Origin of the sequence: Cyanobium sp. Cruz-8D1, from assembly GCF_024345975.1 — a bacterium.
GTDB lineage: Bacteria > Cyanobacteriota > Cyanobacteriia > PCC-6307 > Cyanobiaceae > Cyanobium.
In genome coordinates this window covers 151681-165355 of record NZ_JAGQCD010000001.1, presented here as the reverse complement: position 1 = coordinate 165355, position 13675 = coordinate 151681, and the positions used below count along the sequence as shown (strand labels likewise).

Sequence of the window (13675 nt, the reverse complement as noted above, 5' to 3'; positions counted from 1 at the left end):
GCGGTAAGGTGTTGGTTTGGCCTGGCGCTCCGAGAACAGGGATGGCAACTGAGATCGATTCGTCCACGCAAGTGGACCCACAAACCCCAGACGCGGAGCCCCAGTCGGTGGAAGCGGAAACCAGCTCTGACAGCGTGACGGCGACTGCCGCCACTGTTGTGAAGATCACCACCGGCAAGCTCAGCGCCCGGGCCCTGATCGACGCGTTCGAGGCGGCCCAGCTGAAGAGCGACCTGCCCGAGATCTACGTGGGCGACACCGTCAAGGTGGGCGTGCGGATCCGGGAAGGCAACAAGGAGCGGGTGCAGCCCTACGAGGGCGTGGTGATCGCCAAGCGCCACGGCGGTCTCAACCAGACCATCACCGTGCGCCGGATTTTCCAGGGCATCGGCGTGGAGCGGGTGTTCATGCTGCACAGCCCCCAGGTCGCTTCCGTCAAGGTGGAGCGGCGCGGTAAGGTGCGTCGGGCAAAGCTCTTCTATCTGCGTGACCGGGTGGGTAAAGCCACGCGTGTCAAACAGCGCTTCGATCGCTGAAGCCTGGTCTCACGGGATTTCATCGCCCGCGTTTCCCTCTCACGCTTTCCAGGGACCATCGCCTTGCGCCGTTAGTTCAGTTGGTAGAACGCAGGTCTCCAAAACCTGATGTCGGGGGTTCAAGTCCTCCACGGCGCGTTCGATGGTCCCATTTGCAGTCTCGTGGTTCCGAATATGGAGTTGGATCTACAGCCCGGTGATGTGGTCAAGGTGCTGGAATCAGCTGCCCTTGGCTGGGTCCGGGCCCGGGTGATCCGGGTCAAGTCCGGAGGTCGGGTCGTGGTGCAGAGCGACCAGGGACGGGAATTCACCGCCCGGGGCAATCAGGTGCGCCTGATCGAACCCGCCGGCTTCCGCCCCTGAGAGCCAGGGTTGTCTGGCGCTGCCGCGCCGCCGTCCAAGCCGGCCTTCCCGGCTGCCAAGCACCAGCTGCCCCGTGTCCAGCACGGGGCTTTTTGTGTGGCCGATCGCCGCCCCCACCACGAGGCCGGCGTTGACGGACGGCGTTGAGGAGGGGCGTTGACGGTGGGACGGGTGACGATGGATACTTCCCTAGTCGGCGTCCGCGCCGTCGCGATCGCCCCTCGGCGCCGGATCCACCCCTCGGGGCGATTCGAGCCTCGAAAGACGGTCTGGGACTGTAGTTCAATCGGTTAGAGCACCGCCCTGTCACGGCGGAAGTTGCGGGTTCGAGCCCCGTCAGTCCCGTTCTCACCACCTGGAGCCGCTCCCGTGCCCGCAACGGTTCCCGTACGCGTTCGCCTGGCCCCCAGCCCCACCGGCACCCTGCACATCGGCACCGCCCGCACGGCGGTGTTCAACTGGCTGTTCGCCCGCCACCTGGGCGGCGCCTTCCTGCTGCGGATCGAGGACACCGACCGTGAACGGTCCAAGCCGGAATTCACCGCCAACATCCTCGATGGTCTGGGCTGGCTGGGCCTGACCTGGGACGAGGAGCCGGTGGTGCAGAGCGAGCGCATCGCGGCCCACCGGCAGGCCATCGAGCAGCTGCTCGAAAGCGGCCATGCCTACCGCTGCTTCGCCAGCGACGCCGAACTGGCGGCGATGCGGGAGCGCCAGCAGGCCGAAGGCCGGGCGCCCCGCTACGACAACCTGCACCGCGACCTCAGCGCCGAGCAGCAGCAGGCCTACATCACCGAGGGCCGCGAGGCGGTGGTCCGCTTCCGTATCGATGACGGCGCCACGATCACCTGGAACGATCTGGTGCGGGGCGAGATGCGCTGGGCCGGCAGCGACCTGGGCGGCGACATGGTGATCGCCCGCCGGGCGCCCGCCGACGCCATCGGCGACCCGCTCTACAACCTGGTGGTGGTGGTGGACGACGCCGCCATGGCCATCAGCCACGTGATCCGGGGCGAGGACCACATCGCCAACACCGGCAAGCAGCTGCTGCTCTACGCCGCCCTGGGGCTGACACCGCCGGTGTTCGCCCACACCCCGCTGATCCTCAACCAGGAGGGCCGCAAGCTCTCCAAGCGCGATGGCGTCACCTCCGTGGGCGACTTCCGCGCCATGGGCTACACCGCCGAGGCCCTGGTCAACTACATGACCCTGCTGGGCTGGTCGCCGCCAGAGGGCATCGGCGAGCGCTTCAGCCTGGAGCAGGCGGCGGCGGTGTTCTCCTTCGAGCGGGTGAACCGGGCCGGGGCGCGCTTCGACTGGGACAAGCTCAACTGGCTTAATGCCCAGGTGCTGCATGGGCTGGTGGCCGGCGAGCTGCGCCAACGGCTGCTGCCCCTGTGGCAGGCCCGGGGCTGGGGCGCGGTGGCCGGCGCCGACGCCGCCTGGCAGGAGGATCTCTGTGCCCTGCTGGGGCCCTCCCTCACCCTGCTGGCCGACGGGGTCGACCAGGCCGCCCCGTTCTTCGTTGCCCCGGAGCCGGATGGGGCGGCCCTGGCGCTGCGGGCCGATGCCGGCAGCCTGGGCGCCCTGGGCGCCCTGCTGGAGCGCCTGCCCCAGGGGCCGCTCGATGCCGAGACCGCCCAGGGGCTGCTGGCGGAGGCCGCCACGGCCGCCGGCGTTAAAAAGGGGGTGCTGATGAAGGGGCTGCGGGCCGCCCTGCTGGGCAGCCTCAAGGGCCCCGATCTGCTCACCACCTGGCTGCTGCTGCACCGGCTGGGCAGCGACCGGGAGCGGATCGCCGCCGCCCTCTGACCAGCGGCCTGGCGGGCGCCTCAGTCTTCGAGGGCGCCGTAGATCGGCTCCACCCGGATCGCCTGGACGCTGCCGGCCCGCAGCACGAGGAATTCGCTGGTCAGGTCGCTGATCGGCACGTTGACGAAGGCATCGAGGCCCGCCGCGTTCAGCACCCCGCCGTACCAGCTCTGGAAGTCTTCGAGGGTGTTGAAGTGCACCTCCTGGTGGTGGCCGCCGATCAGGAACAGATGAATGGCATAGCGGCGGGGGGTGCGGGCCATGGAGCAGCGGCTGCGGCTGAACGCCCACAGGATGGCCCATAGGGCCGCAACAGGCTCGCCGCCGGTTGGTAGAGGGGATGGAGCGGGGCCCCCGAAGCGGTGAGGCCCAGGCAGACCAGCCGCGACTGGTGGGGGGCCAGCAGCGTCAGCACCCGGGCGTCCTGGCCCAGCCGGCGGCCGCCGTTGCCCCAGCCCAACCAGATCGGCGCCGGGCTGGCGCGGCGATCAGCGGCCCGCAGGCGCCGCAGCAGCCAGGCCGTGTTGGCGGCGCCCACCGGATCGGCGGAGTGGGCGAGGGCCGCCGGGCTCGGGCTGATCCGGGCGAAGAGGTTGAGTACCTCCAGGCCGCCGTAGCCCCAGGCGGCGGCGAAGGCCATCAGCCGCCGCAGGGTGGGGTCGTCCTGGCGCTGGTCGGCGCGGGAGGGGTTGAGGCCGATGAACAGCAGGCGACCGCCTCCGGGATCCCAGACCCGCTCCAACCACCAGCGGTACTGGCGGCAGCGGCTGAAGGCGGCCCGGCCGGTGCTGGTCACGGCGCTGTCGGGCCGCCGGATGGCAGGCTGTGGCGATCGGCGGGCAGATCCCAGGGAAGGCCATGGAGCGGGACAAGCCCCTGTTGCTGCTGGTGGACGGCCACTCCCTGGCCTTCCGCAGCTTCTATGCCTTTGCCAAGGGCGGTGAGGGGGGACTGGCCACGAAGGACGGGGTGCCGACCAGCGTCACCTACGGCTTCCTCAAGGCCCTGCTCGACAACTGCAAGGGACTGGCGCCCCAGGGGGTGGTGATCGCCTTCGACACGGCCGAACCCACCTTCCGCCACGAGGCGGACGCCGCCTACAAGGCCCACCGGGAGGTGGCACCGGAGCACTTCTTCGCCGACCTGGCCAACCTGCAGGCCATCCTCAGGGACTGCCTCGACCTGCCCCTGTCGATGGCGCCGGGCTTCGAGGCCGACGACGTGCTCGGCACCCTGGCCAACCGGGCGGCGGGCGAGGGCTGGCGGGTGCGGATCCTCTCCGGCGACCGCGACCTGTTCCAGCTGGTGGACGACGAACGCGACATCAGCGTGCTGTACATGGGGGGCGGCCCCTATGCCAAGAACAGCGGCCCGACCCAGATCCGCCGGGCCCAGGTGATCGAGAAGCTGGGGGTGCCACCGGAGGGGGTGGTGGACCTCAAGGCCCTCACCGGCGACAGCTCCGACAACATCCCCGGGGTCAAGGGGGTGGGGCCCAAGACCGCCCTCACCCTGCTCAAGGCCCACGGCGACCTGGACGGCATCTATGCCGCCCTCGACCAGCAGAAGGGGGCGCTGAAAACCAAGCTGGAAACCGACCGGGACAACGCCTTCCGCTCCCGCATGCTGGCCGAGATCCTGGTGCAGATCCCCCTGCCGCAGGAACCGCGCCTGGGCCTGGGCCGGGTGGACAGCGAGGGGCTGGGGGCACGCCTGACCGAGCTGGAGCTGTTCAGCCTGGTGAAGCAGACCGAGGGCTTCGCCCGCCTGTTCTCGGCGGAGCCGCCCGAAGCCGCTACCGCCACCACCACCACCTCCGCCCCCGCCAGCGAGCCGGCGGCGACGGCACAGGAAGCGCCAGAGGCAACGGACGGCCTGCCCGCCCTGCGGCCGCAGCTGATCACCACCCCCGAGGCCCTGGCCGCCTTGATCAAGCGGCTGCTGGCCTGCACCGATCCAGCGGCGCCGGTGGCCCTCGACACCGAGACCACCTCGCTGAACCCCTTCCAGGCGGAGCTGGTGGGGATCGGCGTCTGCTGGGGGGAGGGGCTGGCGGATCTGGCCTACGTGCCCCTCGGCCACCACAGCCCCCCCGCCGCCGATCTGCTCAGTACGCCACCACCGGCGCCGGTGCAACTGCCCCTGGATGCGGTGCTGCTGGCCCTGGGGCCCTGGCTGGCCAGCGCCAGCCACCCCAAGGCGCTCCAGAACGCCAAGTACGACCGCCTGATCCTGCTGCGCCACGGGCTGCCCCTGGCCGGTGTGGTGATGGACACCCTGCTGGCGGACTACCTGCGGGATGCCAACGACAAGCATGGCCTGGAGGCGATGGCGGCCCGCGCCTTCGGCATTCAGCCCACCGCCTACGGCGATCTGGTGGCCAAGGGCCAGACCTTCGCCGACGTGCCGATCGAGGCGGCGGCCCCCTACTGCGCCATGGACGTGCACCTGACCCGGCGCCTGGGGATCCTGCTGGCGCAGCAGCTGGCGGCGATGGGGCCCCAGCTGCCCCTGCTGTTGCAGCAGGTGGAGCTGCCCCTGGAGCCGGTGCTGGCCCAGATGGAGGCCACCGGCATCCGCATCGATGTGCCCTATCTCAAAGAGCTGGCCGGGGAGCTCAGCGCCACCCTGGGGCGACTGGAGCGCGACGCCCAGGCGGCGGCGGGGGTGGACTTCAACCTGGCCTCCCCCAAACAGCTCGGTGAGCTGCTGTTCGACACCCTGGGGCTGGATCGCAAGAAATCGCGGCGCACCAAGACCGGCTGGAGCACCGACGCGGCGGTGCTGGAGAAGCTGGAGGACGACCATGCGGTGGTGAAGCTGGTGCTGGAGCACCGCACCCTCAGCAAGCTGCTGAGCACCTACGTGGAGGCCCTGCCGGCCCTGGTGGAACCCGAGACCGGGCGGGTGCACACCGATTTCAACCAGGCGGTGACCGCCACCGGGCGGCTGTCGAGCAGCAACCCCAACCTGCAGAACATCCCCATCCGCACCGAGTTCAGCCGCCGCATCCGCAAGGCCTTCCTGCCCCAGGAGGGCTGGCGGATGATCAGCGCCGACTACTCCCAGATCGAGCTGCGCATCCTCACCCACCTCTCGGGCGAACCGGTGCTGGTGCAGGCCTACAACGAGGGCGACGACGTCCACGCCCTCACCGCCCGGCTGCTGCTCGAAACCGACACGGTGACCCCGGAGGAGCGGCGGCTGGGCAAGACGATCAACTTCGGTGTGATCTACGGCATGGGGGCCCAGCGGCTGGCGCGCGAAACCGGCATGGGCCAGGCACGGGCCAAAGAGTTCCTGAGCCTGTACAAGCAGCGTTACCCCCGGGTGTTCCTGTACCTGGAGCTGCAGGAGCGGCTGGCCCTGAGCCGCGGCTATGTGGAAACGATCCTGGGGCGGCGGCGGCCGTTCCACTTCGACCCCGGCGGCCTGGGCCGGCTGCGGGGCAAGGATCCGCTGGAGATCGACCTGGAGGTGGCCCGCCGGGGCGGGATGGAGGCCCAGCAGCTGCGGGCGGCCGCCAATGCCCCGATCCAGGGCTCCAGCGCCGACATCATCAAGCTGGCCATGGTGAGCCTGCAACGGGCGCTCACGGCGGCGGCCCTGCCGGCGCGCCTACTGCTGCAGGTGCACGACGAGCTGGTGCTGGAGGCGGCACCGGAGGCGCTCGAGGAGGTGCGGGAGCTGACCCGGCGCACCATGGAGCAGGCGGTGCAGTTAACGGTGCCGCTGGCGGTGGACACCGGGGTCGGCCCCAACTGGATGGAGGCGAAATAGCCGCGCGAAGGTAGGCTGCGCCTGAGCTTTTCCCCCGCCATTGATGCCTGAACCGGTGCGGGTGCTGCTGACCGGCCGCCACGGCCAGCTGGGCCAGGCCCTTCTGGCCTCGGTGCCGTCCGGCGTGGAGCTGCTCGCCACGGGCCGGGGCGAGCTGGATCTGGCCGATCCGGCCGCCTGCCGCTCAGCGGTGGAGCAGCACCGGCCCGACTGGGTGCTCAATGCCGGTGCCTACACGGCGGTGGACCGGGCCGAATCGGAACCGGCCCTGGCCGAGGCCGTGAACGCCGGCGCCCCGGGGGCCTTCGCCGACGCCCTGGCCGAGGCCGGCGGCCGGCTGCTGCAGGTGAGCACCGATTTTGTGTTTGACGGTGAGCAGGGCCATCCCTACGCGCCGGAGCAGGCGTTGGCGCCCCTGGGGGTCTATGGCGCCACCAAGGCCGAAGGCGAACGGCGGGCGGCGGCCGCCCTGCCGGCCGAGCGCCTGTGCCTGCTGCGCACCAGCTGGGTGTATGGGCCGGTGGGGGCCAATTTCTGCCTCACCATGCTGCGGCTGCACCGGGCCAAGGCCGCCGCCGGCGAACCCCTGAAGGTGGTAGCCGACCAGGTGGGCTGCCCCACGGCCACCGCTGGGCTGGCGGCCGCCTGCTGGCGGGTGATCGCGCGGGGCGCGAGCGGGCGCCACCACTGGAGCGACTGTGGCGCCGCCAGCTGGTACGACTTCGCCGTGGCGATCGGCGCCCAGGCGGCGGCGCGGGGCCTGATTGAGGCCCCGGCCCAGGTGAAGCCGATCACCACCGCCGACTACCCCACCCCGGCCCGGCGCCCCGCCTATTCGCTGCTGGATGGCAGCACCACCCGGCAGGCGCTGAAGCTGGAGGGGCAACACTGGCAGGCCGCCCTGGCTGAGGTGCTAGCCCAGATCCCCCGGCCCCAGGCCTGAACACCCCCTTTGTCGTCTCGCTCCACGCCGATGCTCCCCAACCTCCCCCTCGATCTGCCGCTGCTGCTCGCCGGGCGTCGCCGCGTCCTGGTGACGGGGGGGGCGGGCTTCATCGGCGGGGCGCTGGTGCGGCGGCTGCTGCGGGACAGCACCGTGACGGTGTTCAACCTCGACAAGATGGGCTACGCCAGCGATCTGCTGGGCGTGACCAACACCCTGGCGGAACTGGGCGAGGCGGCCGAGCGTGCCGACGGCCCGCGCCACCGGTTGCTGCAGGTGGATCTGGCCGATGGGGAGGCCGTGGCGGCGGCGGTGCGGCAGGCCGATCCGGATCTGGTGCTGCACCTGGCGGCCGAAAGCCACGTCGACCGCTCGATCGACGATCCGGGTGCCTTCCTGGTCAGCAACGTGATGGGCACCTACCACCTGCTGCAGGCGGTGCGGAGCCACTGGGAAGGGCTGGCGCCGAAGCGCCGGGAGCAGTTCCGCTTCCACCACATCAGTACCGACGAGGTGTTCGGTTCGCTGGGGGCCAGCGGACGGTTCTCGGAAACCACCCCCTACGACCCGCGCAGCCCCTATTCGGCCAGCAAGGCGGGCAGCGACCACCTGGTGCAGGCCTGGCACCACACCTACGGGCTGCCGGTGGTGCTGACCAACTGCAGCAACAACTACGGCCCCTGGCAGTTCCCCGAGAAGCTGATCCCGGTGGTGATCCTCAAGGCCGCCGCCGGTGAGCGGATCCCGCTGTACGGCGACGGTGCCAACGTGCGCGACTGGCTGTACGTGGAGGACCATGTGGAAGCCCTGCTGCTGGCCGGCACCAGCGGTGAGCTGGGGCGCAGCTACTGCGTCGGTGGCCACGGCGAGCGCACCAACAAGCAGGTGGTGCAAGCCATCTGCGCCCTGCTCGACGAGCTGCAGCCCACCGGCTCCCCCCACGCCGGCCTGATCACACCGGTGGCCGACCGGCCGGGCCACGACCGGCGCTATGCCATCGACCCGGAACGGATCAGCACCGAACTGGGCTGGCAGCCCCGCCATGACTTCAACCAGGGCCTGAGGGAAACGGTGGCGTGGTACCTGGCCCACGGCGACTGGTGCAGCAACGTGCGCAGCCGGGCCGGCTACGGCGGCGGCCGCCTGGGCCAGGCCACAACGGGAGCAGGGCATTGACCCTGCGGCTCACCAACACCCTCAGCCGCCGCTGCGAGCCGTTCGAGCCGCTGCAGCCGGGCAAGGTGTCGATCTACTGCTGCGGGGTCACGGTCTACGACCTGTGCCACCTGGGCCACGCCCGCAGCTACATCGTCTGGGACGTGCTGCGGCGGTATCTGCTGTGGAGCGGCTATGCCGTCACCTTCGTGCAGAACTTCACCGACATCGACGACAAGATCCTCAAGCGGGCTGAGGAGGAGGGCAGCTCGATGGCGGTGGTGAGCGAGCGCAACATCGCCGCCTACCAGGCCGACATGGCCGCCCTGCACATCCTTCCCCCCGACCGGATGCCCCGGGCCACCCGCAGCCTGGAGGCGATCCGCACGTTGATCAGCGAGCTGGAGGCCAAGGGGGCGGCCTATTCGGCTGATGGGGATGTGTACTTCGCGGTGATGCGGCAGGCCGGCTACGGCAAGCTCAGCGGCCGCACGCTGGAGGAGCAGCAGGAGGGGGCCAGCGGCCGCACCAAGGAGGCGGAGGAGGCCCGCAAGCGCCATCCGTTTGATTTCGCCCTGTGGAAGGGGGCCAAACCCGGTGAACCCAGCTTCCCCTCGCCCTGGGGACCGGGGCGGCCGGGGTGGCACATCGAATGTTCGGCGATGGTGCGCGAGGAGCTCGGCACCACGATCGACATCCACCTGGGCGGCGCCGACCTGATCTTTCCGCACCACGAGAACGAGATCGCCCAGTCGGAGGCGGCCAGCGGCCAGCCCCTGGCGCGCTGGTGGCTGCACAACGGCATGGTGAATGTGGGCGGTGAGAAGATGTCCAAATCGCTGGGCAACTTCACCACGATCCGGGCGTTGCTGGAGAGCGGTGTCAGCCCGATGACGCTGCGGCTGTTCGTGCTGCAGGCCCACTACCGCAAGCCGCTGGATTTCACCGCCGAGGCCCTGGCGGCGGCCGCCACCGGCTGGAAGGGGCTGGATGCCGCCCTTGGGCTGGGGGAACGCCACGGGGCGGCCCTGGGCTGGGGGGCAGAGCCGGCGACGGCCAGCCTGGAGCGCAGCGAGGCGCTGGCCGAGGCCCGCGGGCGCTTCGCCGCCGCCATGGACGACGACCTCAACAGCTCGGCGGCCGTGGCGGTGCTGTTCGAGCTGGCCCGGCCGCTGCGGGCCCTGGCCAACCGGCTGGAGCGGGGCGAGGCCGAAGCCGAGGCCGCCGGGGAGGCGGCGAACCTGGAGAGCCGCTGGCGGCTGCTGACGGAGCTGGCCGGGGTGCTGGGGCTGGCGGCGGAGACGGCCAAAGAGCCCTCGAAGGAAGCGGCGGACGGGGCGGCGATCCAGGAACGGATCGAAGCGCGCCGGGCTGCCAAGGCCGCCCGCGATTTCGCCAGCGCCGACCGCATCCGCACCGAACTGGCCGCCGAGGGCATCGAGCTGATCGACCGGCCGGGCGGTGTGACCGACTGGGTGCACCGCTGAGCTCTGGTGTGACGCGATGGCCAGCAAGCGCAGCCTGAACGCCCGCAACCTGGAGGCCCTGGGGGCGGCGGCGCTGGCGGAGCTGCTGCTGGAGGTGTCCAGTGGCCAGGCGGTGATCCAGCGGCGGCTGCGCCTGGCGCTGGCGGCGGCGGAGGGGGCCAGTGGCGCCGCCCAGGAGGTGCGCAAGCGGCTGGCGGCGATCGATCGGGCCCGGACGTTCGTGGGTTCAGCCCGGCGCCCGGCGCTGCTGAGCGATCTGGAGGCCCAGGTGCAGGCGATCACCGGCCCGATCGCGGCCGAAGACCCCCGGGGGGCCTGCGAACTGCTGCTGCGCTTTCTGGAGATCTCCGGCGGGGTGCTGGCGCGCTGTTCCGACGGCACCGGCGTGGTGGTCGGCGTGTTTGAGCGAGCCGCTGGCCAGCTCGGGCCGCTGGCGCTGGCCGCGCAACTGGCCCCGGAGACCCTGGCCGAGCACGCCGCTGAGCTGCTGCTGGACAACGACCATGGCCAGTTCGACGCTCTGGTGCCGGCCCTGGCGGAGGCCCTCGGCGACGGGGGCCTGCAGCGGCTGGAGGGCTGCTGCCGTGGGCACGGCGCCCGCGACGGCAGCCGGCTGCTGCTCCAGATCGCCGTGGCCCGGCGGGACGTGGAGGGCTACCTGGGCCAGTTCAGCGCCGCGGATCTGCGCCGGCGCGCCATCGCCGCCGGCGTGGCCCAGGTCCTGCTGGACAACGGCCGGGCGGCGCAGGCCCTGGAGATCCTCGATGGCGCCAGCGCAGACAACCCAGGCCGGCTCGATGGCACCTGGCTGGACAGCCGCCTGGCCGTTCTCGAGGCGTTGGAGCGCCCCGCCGAAGCCCAGGAGATGCGCTGGCAGTGGTTCTGCCGCAGCCTCTCGATCCCGCACCTGCGCGACTACCTGCGGCGCCTTGAGGCCTTCGAAGATGGCGAAGCGGAGGAGCGCGCCCTGCAGCTGGCCGAGCAGCACCCGAGCCGCCTGCTGGGGCTGGAGTTCCTGGTGGCCTGGGGGGCGCTCGCCCGCGCCGCCCGCCTGGTGCTGGCCCAGGCCACGGCGTGGGACGGGGAGGCCTACCTCCTCCACAGCGCCGCCGCCGAGCGGCTCAGCGCCGACCATCCCCTGGCGGCCACGCTGCTGCTGCGGCCGATGGTCTGGGGGGCGCTGGAGCTGGGCCGCAGCCAGCGCTACCGCTACGCCGCCGAGCACCTGCGCAGCTGCGATCTGCTCGCCGACCGCCTTGACGACTGGCAGGGCCATCCCGACCATGCCGCCTTCGTGGGGCGGCTGCAGGGCCGCTTCGGGGGCCGCTGGGGCTTCTGGAGGCTGGTGGAGGGGTGAGGCGAGGGCTCACCGGCCCAACCATGCTGCCGGGGCTGCGATTGGTGGTGATGCGTTCGTTGGGGTGGGGCCGGCAGATGGATCCGGCGTTCTGTACAGGCTGTACAGGTCTGGGATTGACCAGAAGTTGCCCGGTTGGCTTCCGCCTGTACTTCTTGCCGTAGGTGGCGTCGTGATCAGGCGCGATGGTGAGCAGCCGCATGTAATCGCCATCTCGATGGGCTGTCGCACGGCGTGATCTGCTGACCCGCAAAGAGTAAATGGCGTTAATTCCGGCAGGAGGAATGATGCTGGTGCTTTTTTCCCATTGGAGCCCTGGGTCTCGGTAGAGCTGATTCCAGGTGAGATGGCGAATCTTGTTGGGCGTGTCGAGGGCCGCATGGCGCTCAGGCTTTTGCAGCGTCAGCAGATGCTCCTGAAAGACGGGATTGTTGAGGTCGAGCCTCACCATCGCGTCATCGCTCGGCATGACCAAGGCGGCTCAGCGTTATGTCCAAGTCGGTCTCAGCAGGAGCATGGCTGGCCGACCAGGCCATCGCGGCTTCCAGCGCGGCAGCGGCCTTCGGTTCGTGCAGCCAGCGCTCGTTGTCGGGGATCACGGTGGCGGTGCGCACGATCCACCACCCAGGCCCGCGCTCTTCCACCAACACCTGACGGCCGGCGTATTGCTTGCCGAGGGAGATCTGCCCATTGGCGCCAACCAGCTTGGTGCTGCACGCAACTCTGGCTTTCGTGCCGCACGAGCGCCAAGGCCTCAATCCGCACTGAGCAGCAACGCCTTGAACCTGGACTCGAGATCGGCGCGGCGCCTGGTCTCAGCCCCCCATCTCAGCCACCCCCGCCCGCTGCTGCAGCCACTCCAGGCCCATCACCAGCACGATGCCGAAGGCCGCGAGCAGCAGGGCTGCCACCAGGGCGCCGCCATCGGGGGGAGCCGCCAGGGCATCGCGCAGCACGATCAGCTTGCCCCTGGCGTTGGTGGTGCTCTCCAGGACGGTGCGGAACGGCCAGATCTTCCAGAGCGAACCCGCCATCACCCCCACCAGCAGGGCCACGGTCTGGCCATGCCAGCGGGCCAGCAGCCAGCGCAGCAGCCGCACAAACACCGCCAGGCCGATGGCGCAGCCGGCGGCAAAGGGCACCAAGGTGGCGAGATCAAGGCCCTTCACCGCCTCCATCACGTGCTGGTACTGGCCCAGCACCAGCAGCAGAAACGAGCCGGAGATGCCCGGCAGGATCATCGCCATGATCGCCACGGCGCCACTCCAGAACAGGGTGAAGGGGTCGTGGGGCATCGTCACCGGCACCAGGGTGACGAACACCAGGGCGCCCGCCGCGCCCAGCGCCATCGCCACCAGACCGCTGGCGCCCCAGTGGGCATGGCGGGCGATCAGCACGATCGAGCCCACGATCAGGCCGAAGAAGAAGGCGAACAGCCAGACCGGATGGGCGACGTACAGCCAGGTGATCGGCCGCACCAACAGCAGCACCGAACTGGCGATTCCGGCCAGCAGGGGCAGCAGGAAGCCCAGGTGCACCCGCGCCGCCGCGTCGGCCCAGCACCCCTGGACCAGCAGCCGCAACAGCTTGAGATCGAAGCCCGCCACCGCCTCCAGCAGCCGGCCGTAGATGCCGAGGATGAAGGCCATCGAACCGCCGCTCACCCCCGGCACAACATCAGCCGCACCCATGGCCAGGCCGCAGCCAAGGACGTAGGACCAGCCAGGCGAGGGGGTGGCGGCAGGGGCGTCAGCCATGGATGGGGCCGTTCAAGTGTGGGCATCCTGCCGGGGCAGGGGCGGCCGGTGCTCCAAAAAGGGCAACAGCGCAAACCCCACAAATGCAGCCGCCGCCGAGGGCCACCGTCGTGAAGCTCCACCGCTGCCCATCCCGCTGAAACAACGACAGCCCCTGGGCATCGAGGCTGGTCTGGGTTTCGTCTGCGGCTCAGGAATCGCTGGGTGGTGTGGGCGCCTTGCCCGCCATCAATTGTTCGATCTTGCGGATCCGCACCAGGGTGGTCTGCCACACCTCCAGCCGAAAGGCATCGTCTGCTGGGCAGCCGGCCACCATCGCCTCGATGTCCTCCCGGCGCTCGAAGGCCTCCCACAGCTCCCGTTCCACACGGGCCCGCTCGATGAAGTTCCAGCGCTTGAGCCAGAGCACGCCAAACGCCGCAAGTGGCTTCAGTGTGACGCGCGGCAGCAGGCAATGGGAGACTGGCGCCCTGCAGCTCCGGGCC

General features: G+C 70.5%; 13 protein-coding genes and 2 tRNA genes. 10 read left to right on the top strand and 5 right to left on the bottom strand.

Annotated features, from left to right (window positions below; all coding sequences use genetic code 11):
- The first annotated feature begins 71 nt into the window (after nucleotides 1–71).
- From rplS to gltX, 5 genes are all read left to right on the top strand, one after another.
- Nucleotides 72–536 carry a 50S ribosomal protein L19 gene (rplS, locus tag KBZ33_RS00840; RefSeq protein ID WP_396107692.1) on the top strand — a complete coding sequence of 155 codons (465 nt, stop codon included), beginning with the start codon at nucleotides 72–74 and terminating at the stop codon, nucleotides 534–536.
- A gap of 65 nt (nucleotides 537–601) precedes the next feature.
- Nucleotides 602–674 (top strand) — tRNA-Trp (locus KBZ33_RS00835).
- A gap of 36 nt (nucleotides 675–710) precedes the next feature.
- Nucleotides 711–899, top strand: a complete 189-nt coding sequence (locus tag KBZ33_RS00830) for a hyperconserved protein Hcp (protein ID WP_006043540.1) — start codon at nucleotides 711–713, stop codon at nucleotides 897–899.
- A gap of 271 nt (nucleotides 900–1170) precedes the next feature.
- Nucleotides 1171–1244: transfer RNA gene (locus KBZ33_RS00825), tRNA-Asp, on the top strand.
- Between the two features lie 24 nt (nucleotides 1245–1268).
- Nucleotides 1269–2711 (top strand): glutamate--tRNA ligase, encoded by a 1443-nt coding sequence (gene gltX / locus KBZ33_RS00820; RefSeq protein WP_254949610.1) that lies wholly within the window; start codon nucleotides 1269–1271, stop codon nucleotides 2709–2711.
- A gap of 20 nt (nucleotides 2712–2731) precedes the next feature.
- On the opposite strand, the gene KBZ33_RS00815 is transcribed toward gltX, so the two are convergent.
- Nucleotides 2732–2974, bottom strand: a complete 243-nt coding sequence (locus KBZ33_RS00815) for a hypothetical protein (RefSeq protein WP_254949611.1) — start codon at nucleotides 2972–2974, stop codon at nucleotides 2732–2734.
- Entirely contained in the window at nucleotides 2932–3507 is a 576-nt protein-coding gene (locus KBZ33_RS00810; protein ID WP_254949612.1) for a DUF1643 domain-containing protein, read from the bottom strand. Before KBZ33_RS00810 ends, KBZ33_RS00815 begins: the two co-directional genes overlap by 43 nt.
- Nucleotides 3508–3569: 62 nt before the next feature.
- Between KBZ33_RS00810 and polA the strand changes: the two genes are divergently transcribed.
- From polA to KBZ33_RS00785, 5 genes are read left to right on the top strand one after another with little or no spacing between them, the layout of a single operon-like run.
- A complete protein-coding gene (gene polA, locus KBZ33_RS00805) occupies nucleotides 3570–6491 on the top strand; it encodes a DNA polymerase I (protein ID WP_254949613.1) in 2922 nt (973 codons plus the stop codon).
- Nucleotides 6492–6534: 43 nt separating this feature from the next.
- Nucleotides 6535–7434 carry a dTDP-4-dehydrorhamnose reductase gene (gene rfbD / locus KBZ33_RS00800; protein WP_254949614.1) on the top strand — a complete coding sequence of 300 codons (900 nt, stop codon included), beginning with the start codon at nucleotides 6535–6537 and terminating at the stop codon, nucleotides 7432–7434.
- Nucleotides 7435–7464: 30 nt separating this feature from the next.
- On the top strand, nucleotides 7465–8610 hold the full coding sequence (gene rfbB, locus KBZ33_RS00795) for a dTDP-glucose 4,6-dehydratase (protein WP_254949615.1): 1146 nt from the start codon (nucleotides 7465–7467) through the stop codon (nucleotides 8608–8610).
- Entirely contained in the window at nucleotides 8607–10076 is a 1470-nt protein-coding gene (gene cysS / locus KBZ33_RS00790; protein ID WP_254949616.1) for a cysteine--tRNA ligase, read from the top strand. The genes rfbB and cysS overlap by 4 nt, the downstream gene beginning before the upstream one ends.
- Nucleotides 10077–10092: 16 nt before the next feature.
- Nucleotides 10093–11433 carry a DUF6880 family protein gene (locus KBZ33_RS00785; protein ID WP_254949617.1) on the top strand — a complete coding sequence of 447 codons (1341 nt, stop codon included), beginning with the start codon at nucleotides 10093–10095 and terminating at the stop codon, nucleotides 11431–11433.
- Nucleotides 11434–11888: 455 nt separating this feature from the next.
- Here KBZ33_RS00785 and KBZ33_RS00780 read toward each other — a convergent pair whose 3' ends face one another.
- The 3 genes from KBZ33_RS00780 to KBZ33_RS00770 form a co-directional block, all read right to left on the bottom strand.
- Nucleotides 11889–12191, bottom strand: a complete 303-nt coding sequence (locus KBZ33_RS00780; RefSeq protein ID WP_254949618.1) for a hypothetical protein — start codon at nucleotides 12189–12191, stop codon at nucleotides 11889–11891.
- Between the two features lie 57 nt (nucleotides 12192–12248).
- The gene (locus KBZ33_RS00775; RefSeq protein WP_254949619.1) at nucleotides 12249–13190 is read right to left on the bottom strand and encodes a DUF368 domain-containing protein; all 942 of its coding nucleotides are present in this window, start codon (nucleotides 13188–13190) and stop codon (nucleotides 12249–12251) included.
- A gap of 190 nt (nucleotides 13191–13380) precedes the next feature.
- Nucleotides 13381–13599, bottom strand: a complete 219-nt coding sequence (locus tag KBZ33_RS00770) for a hypothetical protein (protein ID WP_254949620.1) — start codon at nucleotides 13597–13599, stop codon at nucleotides 13381–13383.
- Nucleotides 13600–13675 lie beyond the last annotated feature (76 nt).

Coding starts and splice junctions, on each gene's coding strand:
- KBZ33_RS00830 (WP_006043540.1), top strand. CDS start 711: ATGGAGTTGGATCTACAGCCCGGTGATGTGGTCAAGGTGCTGGAATCA.
- KBZ33_RS00815 (WP_254949611.1), bottom strand. CDS start 2,974: ATGGCCCGCACCCCCCGCCGCTATGCCATTCATCTGTTCCTGATCGGC.
- polA (WP_254949613.1), top strand. CDS start 3,570: ATGGAGCGGGACAAGCCCCTGTTGCTGCTGGTGGACGGCCACTCCCTG.
- rfbD (WP_254949614.1), top strand. CDS start 6,535: ATGCCTGAACCGGTGCGGGTGCTGCTGACCGGCCGCCACGGCCAGCTG.
- rfbB (WP_254949615.1), top strand. CDS start 7,465: ATGCTCCCCAACCTCCCCCTCGATCTGCCGCTGCTGCTCGCCGGGCGT.
- KBZ33_RS00785 (WP_254949617.1), top strand. CDS start 10,093: ATGGCCAGCAAGCGCAGCCTGAACGCCCGCAACCTGGAGGCCCTGGGG.
- KBZ33_RS00775 (WP_254949619.1), bottom strand. CDS start 13,190: ATGGCTGACGCCCCTGCCGCCACCCCCTCGCCTGGCTGGTCCTACGTC.